Raw genomic sequence first — 19,422 nt, forward strand, 5'->3', positions numbered from 1 at the left:
AATCGTGGCTTTGGAGGCGTTCGCCCTGCTAGTCGTGTAAATCACCGGCCCGACATGGATCCCGCGTCCCTTCCGGATGACATTTGTCATTAATCTGAAGCCATGACGCGCGCCGACAAGGACAAACCTGTCGTTCTCTCCCGGATCTACACCCGGGCCGGCGACGACGGCACCACCTCGCTGAGCGACATGAGCCGGGCGTCCAAGACCGATCCGCGGCTGGCCGCCTACGCCGACGTGGAGGAGGCCAACGCCCACCTGGGGCTCGCGCTCTCGTTCCGCACGCTGCCCGCGGACCTCGTCGAGGTGCTCGCCCGCGTCCAGAACGAGCTGTTCGACGTGGGGGCGGACCTGGCCACGCCGGTGGTGGAGAATCCGGAGTTCCCGCCGCTGCGGGTGGAGCAGTCGTACATCGACTGGTTGGAAGAGCAGTGCGACCGGTTCAACGCCGACCTCAAGCCCCTGCGCAGCTTCGTGCTGCCCGGCGGCGACCCCGCGACGGCCGCGCTCCACGTGGCCAGGGTCACCGTCCGCAGGGCCGAGCGGTCGACGTGGGCGGCCCTGCAGGCGCACGACGACATGAACGCGCTGACCGCGAAATACCTCAACCGCCTGTCGGACCTGCTCTTCATCGCCTGCCGGGTCGCCCACGCGGGCGAGGAGATCCTCTGGAAGCCCGGCGGCACCCGCTGAGACGCGCGGCCTGCCCTCGATCGGGCTAGGCGACGTCCAGGTAGGCGCTGGGCGGCGCGGACTCCAGCCACGCGAGGAAGCCCGTCATCGCGTCGGCGCTCATCGCGAGCGAGATCCCGCGGGTGGTGCCGCCGCAGTCGACCGCGAAAAGCCCGCCGTCGATCTCGCGACGGGCGGAAACGACGAGGCCGCGCCTCGCGATAGCGTGGCGCGGCCTCAGTCGCACACCCAGGAGCGGGATCCAGTGGAGCTCCCCGTCGGCGTAGCGGGCTACCCCGCTCTGCCAGCCCCGGTCACCCTCCCGCAGGCGACAGGGCACACTTCCCCTGGAACGGGCCAGCGTGACCCCGCGCAGGACGATGAGGGCGGCAAACAATACGAGAATCAGAACCGTCGTAACCATGCCGCCCCCACAAGCCTGGATCTGTTAAACCTCTTCGCCTGCCGCGCGGAGCCGGGCCCTGGCACGCTTGGCCTCGATCGCCGCGTCGGCGTCTTCCTGGTCGGCCTCGATCGAGGCCTGAGCCCGATCGAGAGCGTCACGGGCAGCCGCGACGTCGACCTCGGAACCGAGCTCGGCCACCTCGGCGAGCACCGACACCTCGTCGTCGGCCACGGAGATGAAACCGCCGTGCACGGCCGCCACGAGGTCGCCTTCGCCCTCCCGCTTCACGCGAAGCACGCCGCCCTCGACGAGGACGCCGAGCACAGGTGCGTGTTGCGGCATAATACCGATCTCGCCGTCCACGGTCTTGGCAATCACCATGTCGGCCTCGCCCGACCAGATCTCACGCTCGGGTGAGACAACCCCTACGCGTAGCTTCGCCACTTGTGTAGGTTCCTTTCCGATCTGGTGGTGGTGCCTCGTTCCTACCCCAAAGCACCACCGTAGGTGCAGCGGGCCGCCGAAGACGACCCGCTGCAGGGCGATTAACTACGCTCGAGTTCCTTGGCCTTGGCCACGGCCTGCTCGATGCCACCGACCATGAAGAACGCCTGCTCGGGCAGGTGGTCGTACTCACCCGCGCACAGGCCCTTGAAGGAGGCGATGGTCTCGTCCAGCGGAACGGTCTCGCCCGGCTGGCCGGTGAAGGCCTCGGCCGCGTACATCGGGTGCGACAGGAAGCGCTCGATGCGGCGGGCCCGCTGGACGGTGACCTTGTCCTCCTCGGACAGCTCGTCGATACCGAGGATCGCGATGATGTCCTGGAGCTCGCGGTACTTCTGCAGGATCCGCTTGGTCTCCTGGGCCACCCGGTAGTGCTCCTCGCCCACGATCTGCGGGTCGAGGATCCGGGAGGTGGAGTCGAGCGGGTCCACCGCGGGGTAGATGCCCTTCTCCGAGATCGGCCGCGAGAGAACGGTCTGCGCGTCGAGGTGCGCGAACGCGTTGTGCGGGGCCGGGTCGGTGATGTCGTCCGCGGGCACGTAGATCGCCTGCATGGAGGTGATCGAGTGACCACGCGTCGAGGTGATGCGCTCCTGGAGCACACCCATCTCGTCGGCCAGCGTGGGCTGGTAACCCACGGCGGACGGCATACGGCCGAGGAGCGTGGAGACCTCGGAACCGGCCTGCGTGAAGCGGAAGATGTTGTCGATGAAGAGCAGCACGTCCTGCTTCTGCACGTCGCGGAAGTACTCCGCCATGGTCAGCGCCGACAGGGCGACCCGCAGACGGGTGCCCGGCGGCTCGTCCATCTGACCGAAGACGAGCGCGGTGTCCTTGAGGACGTCCGCCTCCTCCATCTCCAGCCAGAGGTCGTTGCCCTCACGGGTGCGCTCGCCGACACCGGCGAAGCACGAGGTGCCGCCGAAGTTACGGGCGACGCGGCGGATCATCTCCTGGATCAGAACGGTCTTGCCCACGCCGGCGCCGCCGAACAGACCGATCTTCCCACCCTGCACGTACGGGGTGAGCAGGTCGATGACCTTGATGCCCGTGACGAGCAGCTCGGTACGGGACTCGAGCTGGTCGAACGGCGGCGACGGACGGTGGATGCCCCACCGCTCCTCGATCTTGAGCGACGCGGTCGGCACGTCGAGCGTCTCGCCCAGCGCGTTCCACACGTGGCCCTTGACGACGTCGCCGACCGGCACCGAGATCGGGGCGCCGGTGTCCTGCACCGCCTGGCCGCGGACCAGGCCGTCGGTCGGCTGCATCGAGATGGTCCGGACCAGGTTGTCACCCAGGTGCTGGGCGACCTCCAGGGTCAGGGTCTTGGTCTCCTCGCCGAGGGTCACCTCGACCTTGAGCGCGTTATAGATCTCCGGCATCGCCTCGACGGGGAACTCCACGTCGACGACGGCGCCGGTGACACGTGCCACGCGGCCTGTGCCGGCCGCCGCGGCCTCTACAGTTTCAACAGCCTCTGCAGTCATTTCACTCTTTCCCCGCTGCGGCGTCAGCGAGCGCGTTGGCGCCACCGACGATCTCGCTGATTTCCTGGGTGATCTCGGCCTGGCGAGCCTGGTTCATCTGCTGGGTGAGCACCCGCATCAGCTCGTTGGCGTTGTCTGTCGCGGACTTCATCGCGCGCCGCCGCGCGGCCTCCTCGGAGGCCGCGGACTGCAGCAACGCCGTGAAGATGCGCGACTCCACGTAACGTGGCAGGAGCGACTCCAGCACGTCGGCAGCGGTCGGCTCGAACTCGAAGTACGGCGGGATCGCGGTCGTCTCCGTCGCCTCGGTCTCCTCGACCTCCAGCGGCAGAACACGCTTGACCACGACATTCTGGGTCAGCATCGAGACGAACTCGGTCGAGACGATGTGGATCTCGTCGATCCCGTTCTCGTCCTTGAACGAGTCGATCAGCGTCTGCGCGATCCCCTTGGCGTCGGTGTAGGACGGGTTCCTGGAGAAGCCGACCCACTGCCCGCCCATGTCGCGGCCGCGGAAGGAGTGCCAGGTGACACCCTTGCGCCCGGTGACGAACGGGACCACGGTCAGGCCGCGGGTCTCCAGCAGCCCGCGCAGGGCCTCGGCCTCGCGCAGCACGTTGGCGTTGAAGCCGCCGCAGAAACCGCTGTCGCTGGTGACGATGAGGACGCCCGCCTTGGTGGGGTTCTCCTTCGCCACGGTCAGCGGATGGTCGACGCTGGCCGCGTTGCTGACGACGCCGGTGACGGCGCGAGTGATCTCACGCTCGTACGGCAGCGCCGCCTGCATCCGCAGCTGCGCCTTCACGATCCGCGAGGAGGCGATGAGCTCCTGGGCGCGCGTGATCTTCGCGGTCGACTTGACCGAGCTGATCCGCCGCCGCAGCAGCCTTAGCTGGGCACCCATGTCCTACTTCTTCTCCGCCGGACGGACGACCTTCTTGATCTTCTCCTGGCCGACCTCTTCGGCGCCCAGCGGCGCCACCGGCTCGTCCTTGACCAGCAGCTCGCCCGACGAGGTGGTGAAGCTCTTCTTGAAGTCCGTGACAGCGTCCTTCAGAGCGGTCACCGTGTCGTCGGACAGGTCCCTGGTCTCACGGATGGTGTCGAAGATGCCCTTGTGCGAGGCCTGGATGAAGTCCAGGAACTCCGACTCGAAGCGACGGACGTCCTCGATCGGCACGTCGTCCAGCTCGCCCGTGGTGCCCGCCCAGATCGAGGCCACCTCGCGCTCCAGCGAGAACGGGCTGTACTGGGGCTGCTTGAGCAGCTCGACCAGCCGCTGACCGCGCTCCAGCTGAGCCTTGGACGCGGCGTCCAGGTCGGAGGCGAAGGCCGCGAAGGCCTCCAGGTCACGGTACTGCGACAGCGACAGACGCAGCGTACCCGCGACCTTGCGCATGGCCTTGGCCTGCGCGGAGCCGCCGACTCGGGAGACCGAGACGCCGACGTTGATGGCGGGCCGCACACCGGCGTTGAACAGGTCGGTCTCGAGGAAGACCTGGCCGTCGGTGATGGAGATGACGTTGGTCGGGATGAACGCCGAGACGTCGTTGCCCTTGGTCTCGATGACCGGCAGGCCGGTCATGGAGCCGGCACCCATGTCGTCGGAGAGCTTGGCGCAGCGCTCCAGCAGACGGGAGTGGAGGTAGAAGACGTCGCCGGGGAATGCCTCACGGCCCGGCGGGCGGCGCAGCAGCAGGGAGACGGCGCGGTACGCGTCCGCCTGCTTGGTCAGGTCGTCGAAGACGATCAGGACGTGCTTGCCCTGGTACATCCAGTGCTGACCGATCGCCGAGCCGGCGTAGGGCGCGATGTACTTGTAACCAGCGGGGTCGGAGGCGGGAGCGGCGACGATGGTGGTGTACTCCATCGCGCCGGCCTCCTCCAGCCGAGCGCGCACCTGCGCGATGGTCGAGCCCTTCTGGCCGACCGCGACGTAGACGCAGCGGACCTGCTTGGTGGGGTCACCGGAGGCCCAGTTTTCGCGCTGGTTGAGGATGGTGTCGACGGCGATCGCGGTCTTGCCGGTGCCACGGTCACCGATGATCAGCTGGCGCTGACCACGGCCGATCGCGGTCATGGCGTCGATCGCCTTGATGCCGGTCGCCAGCGACTCCTTCACGGGCTGCCGCTGGACGACGGTGGGGGCCTGAAGCTCGAGGGCGCGAACGGCCTCGGCCTCGATGGCGCCCTTGCCGTCGAGCGGGATGCCCAGGGGGTCGACCACGCGGCCGAGGAAGTTGTCGCCGACGGGCACGGACAGGACCTCGCCCGTCCGGCGGACCGTCTGGCCTTCCTCGATCTTGCTGAAGTCGCCCAGGATAACGACACCGATCTCGCGGGTGTCGAGGTTAAGCGCCAGGCCGCGCGTGCCGTCCTCGAACTCGAGCAGTTCGTTCGCCATCGCCGAGGGAAGGCCGGAGACATGGGCAATGCCGTCGCCGGCGTCGACGACGGTCCCGATCTCCTCGCGCGCGGCGCCTTCCGGTTCGTACGCCTGGACGAAGCGCTCAAGCGCGTCCCGGATCTCGTCCGGCCGGATCGTAAGCTCCGCCATCTCTACTCTGTCTCCCTATTCGCCTAGCCGGCCAACCGGCGGCGGACTTCTTCGATTCGTCCCACAATGGTGGTGTCGATGATCTCGTCGCCGATGCGGACCGAGAACCCACCGAGCACTCGCTTGTCCACCTCGACGTTCAGGTGCACGTCACGGCCGTAGGAGGCGCTCAACCACGCCGTGAGGCGCTGCTTCTGCGCCTCGGTCAGCTCGACCGCGCTACGTACCACCGCCACGAGGCGCTGGCGCTGCTGGGCCACGAGCTGGATGAACTCCTCCAGGCCCGACTCCAGGCTACGCCCACGCGGATGCACCGCAACCTGCCTGAGCAGGCGCAGGCTGGTCGGAGCGACCTTCCCGCCGAGCAGGTCGCCGAGCAGCTGCACCTTGCCCGCCTCCGGCGCGGCCTGGTCGGCGAGTGCGCGACGCAGATCGGGGTTGGCGGCGACGATGCGGCCGAAGCGGAAGAGCTCGTCCTCCACGTCGTCGAGCCTGGACTGGCTCTCCGCCTCCGCGGCCGCGGCGACGACGCCGAGCCGCTCGATCGCGTCGGCCAGGTCACCGGCCCGCGACCACCGGACCGAGACCGCGGCCTCGGTCGTGGCGATCGCGGCCTCGCTGACCTTGCCCGCGAGCAGCGCGCGCACGGTGGCCGCCTTCTGCTCGCCGGGCCTGGCCGGGTCGGACAGCGCCCGGCGCAGGCCGTGTTCGCGGTCGAGCAGATCCGCGATCGCGAACAGCTCGTCGGAGAGCGTCCCGAGGTCGGCACTGCCGGCCACCGCGTTGAACCGCTCCTCGACCTCTGCCAGCGACGTCCTGCTCAGACCTCGCATTAGCGCACCGCCTGCGGCGTGGACTCGAGCTCGTCGAGGAACCGGTCGACGATGCGGCTCTGCCGGACCTCGTCCTCGAGGGACTCGCCGACGATGCGGCCGGCCAGATCGGTCGACAGACGGCCGATCTCGGTGCGGAGCTGGGCGAAGGCCGCCTGGCGGTCCGCCTCGATCTGCGCGTGCGCGGCCTCGACGAGACGGCGGGCCTCGGCCTGCGCCTCCTCGCGGAGCTCGGCCTTGATCTGCGCGGCCTGCTCGCGAGCTTCCTCGCGCAGCCGGGCCGCCTCGTGCCTGGCCTCGGCCAGCTGGTCGCGGTACTGCTGCTGCAGTGCCTGCGCCTCGGCCTGGGCCTCCTCGGCTCTCTTGATGCCACCCTCGATGGCGTCGGCGCGCTCGCCCAGCGTCTTCTGGATACGCGGGACGAGGATCTTGCCGACGACGACGAGGACGACGAGGAACGAGAAGATGCCGACGACGAGCTCGAAAGTGTGCGGGATGAGCGGGTTAGCGCCCTCTTCCGCCGCGAGGAGCGTAGCTGCCTTAGTCATGGTTGCAGCCTTTCGTCAGGGGTTTCTTCTGGCCTTAGATGTTCGCGAAGATGAACGGCGCGACCAGACCGAGCAGGGCGAGGGCCTCGGTGAGAACGAAGCCGAGGAGCATGTTCTGGCGAATCAGGCCGTAAGCCTCGGGCTGACGCGCGATGGCCTGCACGCCCTGACCGAAGATGATGCCGACGCCGATGCCGGGGCCGATGGCGGCGAGACCGTAACCGATGGCGGTGACGTTGCCGGAGACCTCAGCGAGAACGCTCATTGCTGTATTCCTTTACTGGACGGCCGGTGAAGCGGAGTCTCACCGGTCATGGATATTCCGGTACGTGGATCTCAGTGCTCTGCGTGCAGGGAGCCGCCGATGTACATCGAGGCCAGCATCGCGAAGAGGAACGCCTGCAGGAACTGGATGAACATCTCGAAGGCCGTGAAGATGATGGTCATGACCACGCCGATCACGCCCACCCCGGCGCCGAGCGGCGTCAGCTTCTCGAACAGGAACCAGAAGCCGACCATGCTGAAGAACGCCAGCAGCATGTGACCGGCGAACATGTTCGCGAAGAGTCGGACCGCGTGCGTGAACGGCGCGATGATCAGGTTCGACAGGAACTCGATCGGCGAGAGCAGCAGGTAGATCGGCTTGGGCAGTCCCGGCGGGAACATCAGGTTCTTGAAGTAGCCGATCGGGCCCTGGTGCTTCATGCCCAGGTAGACCTTGAGCACGTAGATCGAGCCCGCGAGGACGATCGGGAAGGCGATGTGCGAGGCCACCGGGAACTGGAGAATCGGGATGACGCCCATGATGTTCCAGATGAAGACCAGGAAGAACAGCGTCAGCAGCAGGCCCATCCACCGGTCGGCGTCCTTGCCCAGGAAGGGCCGGGCGACCTGGTCGCGGACGAACATGTAGCCGTACTCGGCGACGTTCTGCACACCCCTCGGGACGATCTTGGGGTTGGCGAAGGCGGCCCAGCAGAAGCCGATCACCAGGACCGCGCTGAGGATGGCGAGGAGAACCGGCTTGGTGAACCAGTCGACCCCGGGAATGATCGGGGTAAAGGAGTTGAACAGCTCGTCAGGCGTTGGGGCCCGGAACTGGTCTTCAGGAGGAGCGAGGACCGTCAGCGCAATCACGCGGCGTTCCCTTCAACGTCGTAGTGTGGATCACAAGGGTTTTCCTCAGCGAAGCGATCTACTGCCGTATGGGCTAGCGACCGAACTTCCGGTATGCCAGGTAGCCACCGAGCACCAGCCCCAGGACGATGCCTATGGGGAAGAACGCGGACATGTCCAACCACCGGTCCAGCAACCAGCCGGCGCCTCCGTAGATAGCCATCCCGGCGATCAAGTAGCTCGGGACTGACCACATGGCATCGGCGAAGTCGCGACCGTCCTTTTCGGGTCGGCGTTCCTGTGCGCTCATCGCGGCCTTGACGATAGCAGGCAAGTAGCGGACTAGTCATATCGGACCCCGCCCGTTTTACCTGCCGTCATGAATCGCCCTTCCCCGGGACCCCGGCTTCGGGGTCGACATAGAGGATCTTGGTCTTCATGAAGGCACGTACTTCGAAACCGGTCCAGACAAGGGTGCAGACCACGACGGTCCAGGCGAACGCCTGGGTGTTCCAGGCCGTGGTGTCGCGGAACGAGGCCAGCACCACCATGATGGCGACGACCTTGACGAGGTAGCTGACCATCGCCGCGATCGCCATCATCTGGGGGGAGACCCGAGCGGCATAGGACACCGCTACCACGCTGATGCTGAAGAAAACCCCGACGAGCAAAGTGCCGATCGCGGCGCCCAGCGCTCCCTTGCCGCCAATCGTCAGGAGCGACACAGCCACGGCGACCACCCCAACCGCGAAGGTCGGAATCGCGGCGCTCTTGAGTACGCGCACGTCGTTGGCCTGCATCGGTGCTCCATCAACAAGTTATCAAGCGAGCGTTTGCTACCTCCAGAACCGGTGGGTCTGGAGTCCCTGCTCGTGAAAGATATCACAAGCTCACGGAAGACCGCTTTTACCTGCCGTTTCTAGTTCCCGATCAAGAACGGCTCGGAAAGGCAGGAATGACCGGTTTACCCTCGGCGCTCGCGCGAGCGCCGTCCGAAGGCGGCGCCTGTCTCCTGACCTGGGGGTCCTCGGGCAGGATCGGCGGCATCGGCCCCGTGGGAGGCCCGTCATCGTCGGGGTTGTCGTCGCGTGGCGCCGCGTGCGCCCCGCCCCTGCCCCGCCAGCGCGGCAGGGCCATCAGCACCAGGACGGCCAGGGCGAGCACGATGACCGCGGGGAAGAGCAGGACGGGCACGCCGACCCTGGACATGCCGACGATGCCGAACGAGAACAGGAACGTCCAGGCGTACATGATGAGCACCGAACGCCGGTGCGAGTGGCCGATGTCCATCAGCCGGTGGTGCAGGTGACCGCGGTCGGGCGCGAACGGCGACAGGCCCTGCGACGTGCGCCGCACGACGGCGGTGATCAGGTCGATGAGCGGCAGCACCAGCACCGCCGCGGGGACGAGCAGCGGCAGCAGCACGGGGAACTTGTTCATCTCCACGATGGCCGACGTGTCCACCGGCGTCACCGTGACGATGGAGGATGCGAGCACGAGCCCGATCAGCATGGCGCCCGTGTCGCCCATGAAGATTTTCGCCGGGTGGAAGTTGTGCGGCAGGAAGCCCAGGCAGGCGCCGATGAGGACGGCGGCGATGGCGGCCGTCGCGGTGATGTTGCTGCCGGTGATGTCCTGGCTGATGATGATCGAGTAGGCCCAGGTGGCCATGCCCGCGATGCACACGATCCCGGCGGCCAGGCCGTCGAGCCCGTCGACGAAGTTGACCGCGTTGATGGTCACGACCACGACCAGGATGGTGATGATCGTGCTGAGCGTGTAGTCGAGGCTGGTCGAGCCGCCCCAGCTCTCCGGCAGCGGGATCGAGGTCAGCCGCATGTCGAAGAAGACCAGCACCCCGGCCGCCGCGATCTGGCCGGCGAGCTTGATGAGGGCGTCCATCCCCCACCAGTCGTCGAGGAACCCGGTGAACGTGATGAGCCCGCCCGCGATGATCAGCGCGGGCACCGGATTGGCGCCCGTACCGGCCAGGGCCTCGCCCGAATGGGTCAGCTGACCGGCCAGCAGCAGCCCCACGACCAGGCCGCCGTACATGGCCAGGCCGCCCAGCCTGGGCGTCGGCGTGGTGTGCACGTCGCGATCGCGAATCTCCGGCATGGCGCCGATGCGGATGGCGAAGCGGCGCACCAACGGGACCAGCAGATAGGTCACCGCCGCGGCGATGAGCGCCATGAACAGGTATTCGCGCACGGACCTAGTTTCCCGGATCCTCCGGCCCGCTGGGACCGGAAAACGACACAGACCAGCTTAATATTCGCTGAGATATGGCTGATGGATGGCCAGAAGCGCCGAAACTCTCTCCCGAACCTCCCCAGCGTCGGCCGGATGTCGCACCGCCCGGGTCACCAACGTCCCGACCTCCTTCAATTCCTGGGGCCCCATGCCCTGGGTGGTCACGCACGGCGTGCCGACGCGGATCCCCGACGTGATCGACGGGGGCTCGGGATCGTACGGGATCACGTTCCGGTTGAGCGTGATGCCGGCCGCCGCGCACCTGCGCTCGGCCTCGGCGCCCGACACGTTGAGATCCCGCAGGTCGATCAGCGCCAGATGGGTGTCCGTACCGCCCGACACGGGCCGCATCCCCTGCCCGGCCAGCGCCTCCGTCAGCGCCCGCGCGTTCGCGACCACCTGCCTGGCGTAATCGGCGAACTCCGGGCGCATCGCCTCCGCGAACGCCACCGCCTTGGCGGCCACCACGTGCATCAACGGCCCGCCCTGGATGAACGGGAACACCGCCCGGTCGATCTTCCCGGCCAGCTCCTCCGTGCACAGGATGGCCCCGCCGCGCGGCCCGCGCAGCGCCTTGTGAGTGGTGAATGTCACGACGTCCGCGTACGGCACCGCCGACGGGATCGCGCCGCCGGCCATCAACCCGATCGGGTGCGCCACATCGGCCATCAGCCACGCGCCCACCTCGTCCGCGATGCCGCGGAAGACCGAGAAGTCGATCAGCCTGGGGTACGCCGTGGCGCCGCACACGATGAGCTTCGGCTGATGCCGCAGGGCCAGATCCCGGACCTCGTCATAGTCGATGAGTTCGGTGTCACGCCGCACGCCGTACGACACGACGTCGAACCATCTTCCCGAGAAATTCACCTTGGAGCCGTGGGTGAGATGGCCGCCGTGCGAGAGCGCCATGGCCAGCATGGTGTCGCCGGGTTGCAGGAGCGCGGCGTATGCGGCCAGGTTCGCGGAGGCGCCTGAGTGGGGCTGCACGTTGGCGTGCTCCGCCCCGAACAGCTCGCGCGCCCGCTCGATCGCCAGCCGTTCGGCCCGGTCCACCACCTCGCACCCGCCGTAATAGCGCCGTCCGGGGTAGCCCTCGGCGTACTTGTTGGTGAGGGTGGAACCGAGTGCCGCGAGGACGGCGGGCGAGGTGAAGTTCTCACTCGCGATCAGCTGGATCCCGCCGCGCACTCGCTCCAGCTCGTCGAGCAGCACCTGTGCGAGCTCCGGGTCCTGCCTCTGCAGCAACCCGAAGTCGGGACCGTAATAGGGTTCCCCACCCATTTCCCCACTGTACGACCTAATGTCCGTTTCTCCCAGGCACGCCCCCTCCCCCACCCCTCACCGGCAACCCACCGAGCCGCCCCGCAAGCCGCTCCCGCAGCCCGCTCCCCTAAAGCGGCTCCCTCAGCCCGGCACCCCAAAAGCTGCTCCCTCAGGCCGCGGCCCCAAACCCTTCCTCAGCCTGCCGCCCAAGCTCTTTCCTCAGCCCGCGCCCTCAAGCCGCTCCCCCGGCCCGCGCCCTCAAGCCGCTCCCCCGGCCCGCGCCCTCAAGCCGCTCCCCCGGCCCGCGCCCTCAAGCCGCTCCCCCGGCCCGTCCTCCTCTGGAGCGACCCCCGCTATTTCCCTCAAGCCGCACTTTTCCCGGCTGTCCCTCAAGCGGGTTCGCGCCACCGCGCCACAAGCGGCCTTTCCCCTGCCCCCTCAAACGACACTCTGAGCTGCCTCCCCAAAGGGGACACTCGGCCGTTTCCCGCAAAGGACACGGCGGGCCGCTTCCCCCTCAAGGGACCTCCCGGGCACCTCCCTCGAAAGGACCTCAGCCGGGCGGCGGGCTACTGGAACGCATGCGGCGCGTTGGCCGTCGTGGGGATCCACCTGGGCGTGTCCGCCGCCTCGTCGCTGATGGCGGTCAGCACGGAGTGGCGGTAGACGGCCAGCCGGGTGCGCCATTCGCGGATGTCCTGGACATAGCGCTCGCCCACCGGCGCGTCCCACGTCTGAGGACTCTTGGCCAGGCCGTACGCCTTGTCCAGCGCCGTTCTGAGCGTCTCCAGTTGGGGCAGGACGGTGTTCCAGGCCAGGACGAGGCGCTGGTAGTCGGGGTTGAACTCCCAGGCCCTCTGAGGGCTGTCCAGGGCTCCTGAGGGAGAGGCGGGCGGGGTCTCGTCGCGCTCCCTGGGCCTGGGCGCCGGCGGGTCGACGTACATCACGCGCTCCTTTCCGGCGTACCGGGGTCGATGTCGCCGGGCGGGCCGTCGGGCCGGATGTCCCTGGGCGCCCACTCGCCCTTGCCGTACTCGCCGGGCGGAACCTCTACGGAGGGCATCTCGAGGGGCTGGATCTCGCGGTGGTGATCCATGACCGTCCGCAGGGCGTCCAGGCTGGGTGGGGAGACGTCCACGGAGACGACGTCGCTGCCGTCGTTCGCCCAAACGTTGATGTCTGATGCGGCGGGGGGAGCGGCTTCTGCCCCGTACGCGATCTGCACCTGGACCGAGGGACTGGTCGGCGGGATCGCGACGGGCGCCCCTTGGCCCCGTGTCCCCTGATCACCGTTCGCCGGGCTATCGCCTCTCCCCAGCCCTCCCTGCTCCCCCGCCTCTAGACCACCCTGGCCACCCTGGCCGTAGGTTCCCTGGTCGCCCGTTCCTCGGCCTTGGTCGCCGGTCCCTCGGTCACCCGTCCGCTGACCCGCGTCACCGCCTGAGGGCTGATCCGGCGTCGTGTCCTTGGCACCTGGCACCGTGTCCTTGGCACCCGGCACCGTGTCCTTGGCGCCCGGTGTGGTGTCCGTGCCTCCAGGTGTGGTGTGCGAACCGCCGTGCCTGTTGTCCGTGCCTCCAGGCGTCGTATCCGTGGCGCCGGGTGTGGTGTCCGTGCCGCCGGACGTGCAGGCGTCGTTCGCGCCTGCAGTGGGAGCGGTGCCATTCGTGGCGTTGGTGCCGTCCGTGGCGTTGGTGCGGTCCGTGGGGGTGGTGCCGTCCGTGGGGGTGGTGTCGTAGCCGGAGGTGTCCGCTAATCCCGGCATGTCCAGTGGCGGAATTTCCCGGTGGTGTCCCACCACCGTCTTCAGCGCGTCCAGGTTGGGCGGATTGGTGTCGACGGAAACCACGTCGCTGCCGTCGTTCGCCCAGGCGTTGACGTTCGCGGCGGTGGTGCTGTCGGCGGAAACCTTCGGCATGTCCGCCGGTTGCACCTTGTCGGCGTTCTCGAGGAGGTCTTCCAACTGCTCGGCCGTGGGCGGGTCGATGGGTATCTGCAGGACCTTTACGCCGTCCACTTCCACGATGTGCGGCTTGGTCGGGTCCTGCTGGTCCTTGGCCGGAGTGTTGACCGCACCGCCGTCCGCCTCGGCGCCGCGGTCGCGCCTGCTGCCCACATCGTCGTCCTTGGGCTGGTCTACGGGCTGATCGCCGGTCTTACCGTCGCCTCCGGTGTCCTGGCCCGTCCCAGTGTCCTTGGCACCGTCGCATGTCTTCCCATCGGCATCGGAGTCCGACTTCCCGTCGGCGCCCGTCTTGCCGTCCGAATCCGACTTCCCATCGGCACCCGTCTTGCCGTCCGAATCCGACTTCGCGTCGTCGTCCTTCGACGGAGGCTCGTCGGCGCGTGGGTTGTCGTACTTGTCCCGATCCCCCCGCACCTGCTTGGGATCGTCGTCCTCAGTAGCCCCCGCCCCCCATCCGGGGCGGTTCGACGCGCTTCTCCAGCACCCCGAGCCGGACGTTGACGTCCTTGACCATCCCGTCGACGGCCTCCGCGACCTGCGCCGGGCGGTGGGTGGTCTGGGCCGACAGCCCGGCGCGGTGCATGGCGGCCCTGACCTGGTCCTCGACCGTACGCATCTGCGTGGCCGCGTGTTTCACCTCGGTCAGCAGGTCACGGACCAGCTTGGGATCCATGCCGTCGAACTTGCCCATGGGCCACTCCCGGACGTAATCGCCGCTCCGGGCCTCACCGTAGTGTCGGCCGGAGCGCGATCGCAGCCGGGATAAGCAGACGGTATGGCGTCAGTCGTCGGTGGCGACGTATCCGATGATGCCGCGCAGCTTCTCCACCGGGATCGCCCCGCGCCGCAGCAGCCGGGGCACGGCGGTGGTGAGGTCGATGATGGTGGAGGGTGTGTTGTCGGTGGTCTTGCCGCCGTCGAGATAGACCTCGATCGAGTCGCCGAGCTGCTCCTGGGCCTCCTCCGCCGTGGTGGCGGCGGGGGCGCCGGAGCGGTTGGCGCTGGAGACGGCCATGGGCCCGGTCTCCTTGAGCAGGTCGAGCGCGACCGGGTGGAGCGGCATGCGGACGGCCACCGTCCCCTTGGTCTCCCCCAGGTCCCAGGAAAGGGCCCTGTTGGCCTTGCAGACGAGCGTGAGCGGCCCGGGCCAGAAGGCGTCTATCAGGTCCTGCCCGTACGGCCCGAGGTCGTCTATGAGCGCTGTGGCGGCTCTGACGGTGCCCACGAGCACGGGCGGCGGCATCTCGCGGCCCCGGCCCTTGGCGTCGAGCAGTGCCGTGACCGCCGCCGGCGTGAACGCGTCGGCGCCGATGCCGTAGACGGTGTCGGTCGGCAGCACCACGAGCTCGCCGCGCCGCACGGCGGCCGCGGCCTCCATCACGCCCACGGTCCGCTGCTCCAGGTCGGAGCAGTCAAAGCGTCTGGCCATCGGTCCTGTCACCTCGCTCGCATGGATCCTAGTCCTGGCCCAGCCGGGCCGTGACGAAGCGGTCCCTTCTGGTGAGGTCCTGGCGAAGGCGCACGTCGCGCCAGCCGTTGTCCTCGGGGAACGTCAGATAGACCGCCCTGCCCTGCTGGTCGGCGTGCTCGACGACCACCCAGCCGCCGGGCCGCAGCAGGCGGCGGGCCGTGCGCTCGACCGCGCGCACCTCGCCGAGCCCGTCCTCGCCGGAGCCGTACAGCGCCCTGGTGGGATCGTAGTCGCGCACCTCGGGGTCGCGCGGGATCGCGCCTGGCGGGATGTAGGGCGGGTTGGAGATGACCAGGTCGACCTTGCCGTTGAGCTCGGGCAGCGCCTCGGCCAGGTCTTCGGGGTGCAGGTGGGTGCGGCCCTGGCCGAGCTCGGAGATGTTGCGCTTGGCCCACGTGTACGCCCCGGGGTCGACCTCCACGGCGTGGACCTCGGCCAAGGCCACCTCCTGGGCGATCGACAGCGCGATCGCGCCCGAGCCGGTGCCGAGATCGACGACGAGCGGGGCGGTCACGTCCATCGCGCGCAGCGTCTCGATGGCCCAGCCCGCCACCACCTCGGTCTCGGGCCGCGGCACGAACACGCCGGGGCCGACCGACAGCTCGAGGTAGCGGAAGTAGGCGTGGCCGGTGATGTGCTGCAGCGGCTCGCGGGCCTCGCGCCTGGCCACGCCCTCCCAGAACAGCGCGTCGAAGTCGGAGTCCTTGACCGTGTGGAGCTCGCTCCTGCGCACGCCGTGGACGAATGCCGCGATCTCCTCAGCGTCGGTGCGCGGTGAGGGAACACCTGCCTCGGCCAGCCGGGCGGTGGCGAGGGCGATCTCGTCCAGCAGAAATGTCATGAGTGTTGTGCGAGCTTCTCCGCCATTTCGGCGTCGATGAGGGCCTGGGTGACGGCGGTGAGCTCACCGTCGAGAACCTGGTCGAGGTTATACGCCTTGAAGCCGACCCGGTGGTCGGAGATCCGGTTTTCCGGGAAGTTGTAGGTGCGTACGCGCTCGGAGCGGTCGACCGTGCGGACCTGCGACTTGCGCTCGGCCTGCGCGGCGGCCTCGGCCTGCTCCTGGGCGATGGCCAGCAGCCGGGCACGCAGGATGCGCAGGGCCGACTCCTTGTTCTGGAGCTGGCTCTTCTCGTTCTGGCACGAGACGACCACGCCGGTGGGCAGGTGGGTGATGCGGACCGCCGAGTCGGTGGTGTTGACGCTCTGGCCGCCGGGGCCGCTGGAGCGGTAGACGTCGATGCGCAGGTCGTTGGGGTCGATCTGGACGTCGACGTCCTCGGCCTCGGGGTAGACGAGCACGCCCGCGGCGCTGGTGTGGATGCGGCCCTGCGACTCGGTGACGGGCACCCGCTGCACGCGGTGGACGCCGCCCTCGTACTTGAGCCTGGACCACACGCCCTCGTCGCCCTTGGCCTTGATGCCGACCGTGACGTCCTTGTAGCCGCCCAGGTCGGAGGGCTGGCTGTCGATGACCTCGGTCTTCCAGCCGAGCCGCTCGGCGTATCTCAGGTACATCCGCAGCAGGTCGCCCGCGAACAGCGCGGACTCCTCGCCGCCCTCGCCCGCCTTGATCTCCATGATGATGTCCTTGTCATCGTTGGGATCGCGCGGGATGAGCAGGTGCCTGAGCTTCTCCTCGAGCTGGGGGATGCGCTCCTCCAGCTCGACCGCCTCGGCCGCGAACGCCTCGTCCTCACCGGCCAGCTCCTTGGCGGCGGTCAGGTCGTCGCGCGTCGAGTCGAGCTCGCGGTACGTCGTGACGATCGGCGTGAGCTGCGAATAACGCCTGCCGAGGGTGCGGGCCTTGTTCTGGTCAGCGTGCACGGCGGGATCGGCGAGCTGCAACTCCAGCTCGGAATACTCCTTGAGCAACTCGTCGAGGTTCACCGTGTGTCCTTAGTCTTGGGGCTTACACCAGCAACGCCGGCCCAGCGCACGCGCGTGCGTCCGGGCCGGCGTCGGTGAAGCTACTTGCCCGTGGCCTTCTTGCCGAAGCGCTTCTCGAAGCGGGCCACCCGGCCGCCGGTGTCGAGGATCTTCTGCTTGCCCGTGTAGAACGGGTGGCAGGCCGAGCACACGTCGGCGTGGATGACGCCGTTCTTGGCGGTGCTACGGGTGGTGAACGTGTTACCGCAGGAGCAGCTCACCTGCGTCACGTTGTAGTCAGGGTGGATGTCGCGCTTCATCGCTGTCCTTTCGGGGTGCGGCCGCCGGGTCGCCTTCACGCACGGCGTGAACCGGAACCGCTAAATGGTCAGCTACCAGTGTGCCAGATCGTCCAACCATCCCAGGCCATCGCGCATTCCCGTCAGCGCCCCAGATAGGTGAGTACGGCCAGCACACGGCGATGATCCTCGGGCGCCGGCCCCAGGGCCAGCTTGGCGAAGATACCGGAAATATGCTTCTCCACCGCGCCTTCCGTGACGACCAGCCGGGCGGCGATGGCGGTGTTGGAGCGGCCCTCGGCCATCAGGGCCAGCACCTCGCGCTCGCGGGGGGACAAGGAGTCGAGCGGGGCGCCCCGGCGCTGGCGGCTCAGCAGCTGCACGACGACCTCGGGATCGATGACCGTGCCGCCCGCCGCCACCTGCCGCACCGTCTCCAGGAACTCGGCCACGTCCGCCACCCGCTCCTTCAGCAGGTAGCCGACGGCCCTGCCGATGAGGTCGCCGGCATAGCGCTCCTCGACGTACTGCGACAGGACCAGGATCGGGAAGTCCGGCCTGGCCACGCGCACCTGCAGCGCCGCCCGCAGGCCCTCGTCGGTGTGCGTCGGCGGCATGCGTACGTCGACGATGGCCAGGTCGGGCTCGTGCTCCAGGACCGCGGACACCAGCGCGGGCCCGTCGGAGACGGCCGCGACGGTCTCGATGCCGCCGTCGGCGAGCAGGCGCGCGAGCCCCTCGCGCAGGAGTACGGAGTCCTCGGCGATGACCACGCGCATGGCCACATGACTACAGTGGACAGCGTTCAGCTGTCCACTGCAGGCCGCGGTATGCGCCTACCACTCGCAGGGCAGCTCCGCACGCACGAGAGTGGGCCCGCCCACGGGGCTGTGCAGGACGAGCACGCCGTCGATGGTGGCCGCCCGGTCGGCCAGCCCCGACAGGCCGCCGCCCGGGCAGACGACGGCCCCGCCGATGCCGTCGTCCCAGACGTCCACGACCACGCCTCGATGGTCCCTGAGCACCGTCACCGACGCCTCGGTGGCGCCGGAGTGCTTGGCCATGTTGGTCAGGCTCTCGGCCACGATGAAGTACGCGATGCTCTCGACCGCTGCGGGCGGCCGCTCCCGCAGCTCGACGGAGACGTCCACGCGGATGGGCGCCCGCGCGGCCAGCCCCGACAGCGCCGCGTCCAGGCCGCGGTCGCTCAGGATGGCCGGGTGGATCCCCCTGGCCAGGTTGCGCAGCTCGGCGATGGCGGCCTTGGTGCCCGCGTGGGCCTGCGCGATGAGCATCCTGGCCTCCTCGGGCTCGCTGTCGAACTTCGACTGCGCCCGTCCCAGGTCCACCGCCACCGACAGCAGCCGCTGCTGCGCGCCGTCGTGCAGGTCGCGCTCGATCCGGCGCCGCTCCGCCTCGGCCGCGTCGATCCCCCTGGCCCTGCTGGCTCTCAGCCGCTCCTCCTGGCTGCCGCCGAGCAGCACCGTCGCCAGCGTCCCGTGCAGCCAGGCCATCCCGCGTACGAGGTACGCCGCGAGCACGAACACCAGCATCCCGAAGACCATGGCGACGACGGCTCCCGGCCAGCTGTCGATGGTCAGCTCCGTGTAGACGTCCGCCACCGCCCACAGCGCCATCAGGACGGGCTGGATGATCAGCACCACCGCCGTGAACCACAGCACGACCGACACGGCGGTCTCGACCAGACCGAGCGGGAGCAGCATCAGCAGATAACCCAGGTCCTGCCAGGTGGCCGCGTCCCCCAGCAGCCAGCGGAGATGCGCGCCCAGCCCGCGTTCGGGCCTGGCCCGGTACGGGTCGGCGATCTTCACGCCGAACGCCACGTACATCAGCCGCCTCTCCAGCATCGCCCCGCCGCGCCACATCAGCACCGTGGCCATCACCAGCGGCACGCCGACCCAGACGACGGTGAGCGTGAGCGACGTGGGCACGGCGACGGACAGCGCGACGAACCAGCTGATCCCGGTCACTCCCGTGATCAGCAGGTACGGCGCCGCCCGCCACGTCATGGGGTCCACCACGACCCCCAGCGGCCCCTTGGCCCCGAACGGCACCCGATCCTTCAACGCGGCTGATCGCATGCCTTCAGCCTGCACGCGCGAGAGGCCGCCGTGAATCCGGATGGCAACCGGCGTAGGGGTAGGGCTACCCCCA

23 protein-coding genes are annotated in these 19,422 nt (G+C 68.7%); 1 reads left to right on the plus strand and 22 read right to left on the minus strand.

Translation table 11 applies throughout. From position 1 onward, the window contains the following. Positions 1-102 precede the first annotated feature (102 nt). A complete protein-coding gene (locus ACWEPL_RS36710; protein WP_357727568.1) occupies positions 103-693 on the plus strand; it encodes a cob(I)yrinic acid a,c-diamide adenosyltransferase in 591 nt (196 codons plus the stop codon). Between the two features lie 25 nt (positions 694-718). Here ACWEPL_RS36710 and ACWEPL_RS36715 read toward each other — a convergent pair whose 3' ends face one another. The 22 genes from ACWEPL_RS36715 to ACWEPL_RS36820 all read right to left on the minus strand — a co-directional run bounded on the left by ACWEPL_RS36715 (position 719) and on the right by ACWEPL_RS36820 (position 19,349). Beyond that, positions 719-1,069, minus strand: coding sequence for a DUF2550 domain-containing protein (locus ACWEPL_RS36715; protein ID WP_452438898.1), 351 nt, complete (start codon positions 1,067-1,069; stop codon positions 719-721). Between the two features lie 51 nt (positions 1,070-1,120). Next, the gene (locus tag ACWEPL_RS36720; RefSeq protein ID WP_350730028.1) at positions 1,121-1,522 is read right to left on the minus strand and encodes a F0F1 ATP synthase subunit epsilon; all 402 of its coding nucleotides are present in this window, start codon (positions 1,520-1,522) and stop codon (positions 1,121-1,123) included. Positions 1,523-1,623: 101 nt separating this feature from the next. Next, the gene (gene atpD / locus ACWEPL_RS36725; protein ID WP_319717043.1) at positions 1,624-3,072 is read right to left on the minus strand and encodes a F0F1 ATP synthase subunit beta; all 1,449 of its coding nucleotides are present in this window, start codon (positions 3,070-3,072) and stop codon (positions 1,624-1,626) included. Position 3,073: 1 nt separating this feature from the next. Further along, positions 3,074-3,976: a F0F1 ATP synthase subunit gamma gene (locus ACWEPL_RS36730; protein ID WP_350730025.1), complete on the minus strand. Its 903-nt coding sequence runs from the start codon at positions 3,974-3,976 to the stop codon at positions 3,074-3,076. 3 nt (positions 3,977-3,979) lie between these two features. Then, the gene (atpA, locus tag ACWEPL_RS36735; protein ID WP_355191420.1) at positions 3,980-5,629 is read right to left on the minus strand and encodes a F0F1 ATP synthase subunit alpha; all 1,650 of its coding nucleotides are present in this window, start codon (positions 5,627-5,629) and stop codon (positions 3,980-3,982) included. Between the two features lie 23 nt (positions 5,630-5,652). Further along, entirely contained in the window at positions 5,653-6,462 is an 810-nt protein-coding gene (locus ACWEPL_RS36740) for a F0F1 ATP synthase subunit delta (RefSeq protein ID WP_452438899.1), read from the minus strand. Then, entirely contained in the window at positions 6,462-7,010 is a 549-nt protein-coding gene (locus tag ACWEPL_RS36745) for a F0F1 ATP synthase subunit B (protein WP_355191416.1), read from the minus strand. The genes ACWEPL_RS36740 and ACWEPL_RS36745 overlap by 1 nt, the downstream gene beginning before the upstream one ends. 34 nt (positions 7,011-7,044) lie before the next feature. After that, a complete protein-coding gene (atpE, locus tag ACWEPL_RS36750; RefSeq protein WP_344876161.1) occupies positions 7,045-7,275 on the minus strand; it encodes an ATP synthase F0 subunit C in 231 nt (76 codons plus the stop codon). Between the two features lie 71 nt (positions 7,276-7,346). Next, positions 7,347-8,147, minus strand: coding sequence for a F0F1 ATP synthase subunit A (atpB, locus tag ACWEPL_RS36755; RefSeq protein ID WP_350730018.1), 801 nt, complete (start codon positions 8,145-8,147; stop codon positions 7,347-7,349). A 73-nt stretch (positions 8,148-8,220) separates the two neighbouring features. Next, positions 8,221-8,382 (minus strand): AtpZ/AtpI family protein, encoded by a 162-nt coding sequence (locus ACWEPL_RS36760; protein WP_364244820.1) that lies wholly within the window; start codon positions 8,380-8,382, stop codon positions 8,221-8,223. Positions 8,383-8,503: 121 nt separating this feature from the next. Beyond that, positions 8,504-8,926 (minus strand): hypothetical protein, encoded by a 423-nt coding sequence (locus ACWEPL_RS36765; RefSeq protein ID WP_355191415.1) that lies wholly within the window; start codon positions 8,924-8,926, stop codon positions 8,504-8,506. Positions 8,927-9,056: 130 nt separating this feature from the next. Further along, positions 9,057-10,337 carry a glycosyltransferase family 4 protein gene (locus ACWEPL_RS36770; protein WP_350730014.1) on the minus strand — a complete coding sequence of 427 codons (1,281 nt, stop codon included), beginning with the start codon at positions 10,335-10,337 and terminating at the stop codon, positions 9,057-9,059. A gap of 57 nt (positions 10,338-10,394) precedes the next feature. Further along, entirely contained in the window at positions 10,395-11,660 is a 1,266-nt protein-coding gene (locus tag ACWEPL_RS36775) for a serine hydroxymethyltransferase (RefSeq protein WP_363962791.1), read from the minus strand. Between the two features lie 551 nt (positions 11,661-12,211). After that, positions 12,212-12,586 carry a hypothetical protein gene (locus tag ACWEPL_RS36780; RefSeq protein ID WP_350730010.1) on the minus strand — a complete coding sequence of 125 codons (375 nt, stop codon included), beginning with the start codon at positions 12,584-12,586 and terminating at the stop codon, positions 12,212-12,214. Continuing rightward, on the minus strand, positions 12,586-14,022 hold the full coding sequence (locus tag ACWEPL_RS36785) for a hypothetical protein (RefSeq protein WP_452438900.1): 1,437 nt from the start codon (positions 14,020-14,022) through the stop codon (positions 12,586-12,588). The genes ACWEPL_RS36780 and ACWEPL_RS36785 overlap by 1 nt, the downstream gene beginning before the upstream one ends. A gap of 19 nt (positions 14,023-14,041) precedes the next feature. Further along, positions 14,042-14,299 (minus strand): hypothetical protein, encoded by a 258-nt coding sequence (locus ACWEPL_RS36790; protein ID WP_452438901.1) that lies wholly within the window; start codon positions 14,297-14,299, stop codon positions 14,042-14,044. 90 nt (positions 14,300-14,389) lie between these two features. After that, positions 14,390-15,037 carry an L-threonylcarbamoyladenylate synthase gene (locus ACWEPL_RS36795; RefSeq protein ID WP_355191410.1) on the minus strand — a complete coding sequence of 216 codons (648 nt, stop codon included), beginning with the start codon at positions 15,035-15,037 and terminating at the stop codon, positions 14,390-14,392. A 28-nt stretch (positions 15,038-15,065) separates the two neighbouring features. Further along, entirely contained in the window at positions 15,066-15,920 is an 855-nt protein-coding gene (prmC, locus tag ACWEPL_RS36800) for a peptide chain release factor N(5)-glutamine methyltransferase (protein ID WP_185071361.1), read from the minus strand. After that, positions 15,917-16,969, minus strand: a complete 1,053-nt coding sequence (gene prfA / locus ACWEPL_RS36805) for a peptide chain release factor 1 (RefSeq protein ID WP_363962789.1) — start codon at positions 16,967-16,969, stop codon at positions 15,917-15,919. The genes prmC and prfA overlap by 4 nt, the downstream gene beginning before the upstream one ends. Positions 16,970-17,049: 80 nt before the next feature. Beyond that, positions 17,050-17,268 (minus strand): 50S ribosomal protein L31, encoded by a 219-nt coding sequence (rpmE, locus tag ACWEPL_RS36810; RefSeq protein WP_106248153.1) that lies wholly within the window; start codon positions 17,266-17,268, stop codon positions 17,050-17,052. Between the two features lie 122 nt (positions 17,269-17,390). Then, the gene (locus tag ACWEPL_RS36815) at positions 17,391-18,026 is read right to left on the minus strand and encodes a response regulator (RefSeq protein WP_185071359.1); all 636 of its coding nucleotides are present in this window, start codon (positions 18,024-18,026) and stop codon (positions 17,391-17,393) included. Between the two features lie 57 nt (positions 18,027-18,083). Further along, entirely contained in the window at positions 18,084-19,349 is a 1,266-nt protein-coding gene (locus ACWEPL_RS36820) for a sensor histidine kinase (protein WP_452438902.1), read from the minus strand. Positions 19,350-19,422 lie beyond the last annotated feature (73 nt).

It is taken from the genome of Nonomuraea sp. NPDC004186 (assembly GCF_053603495.1).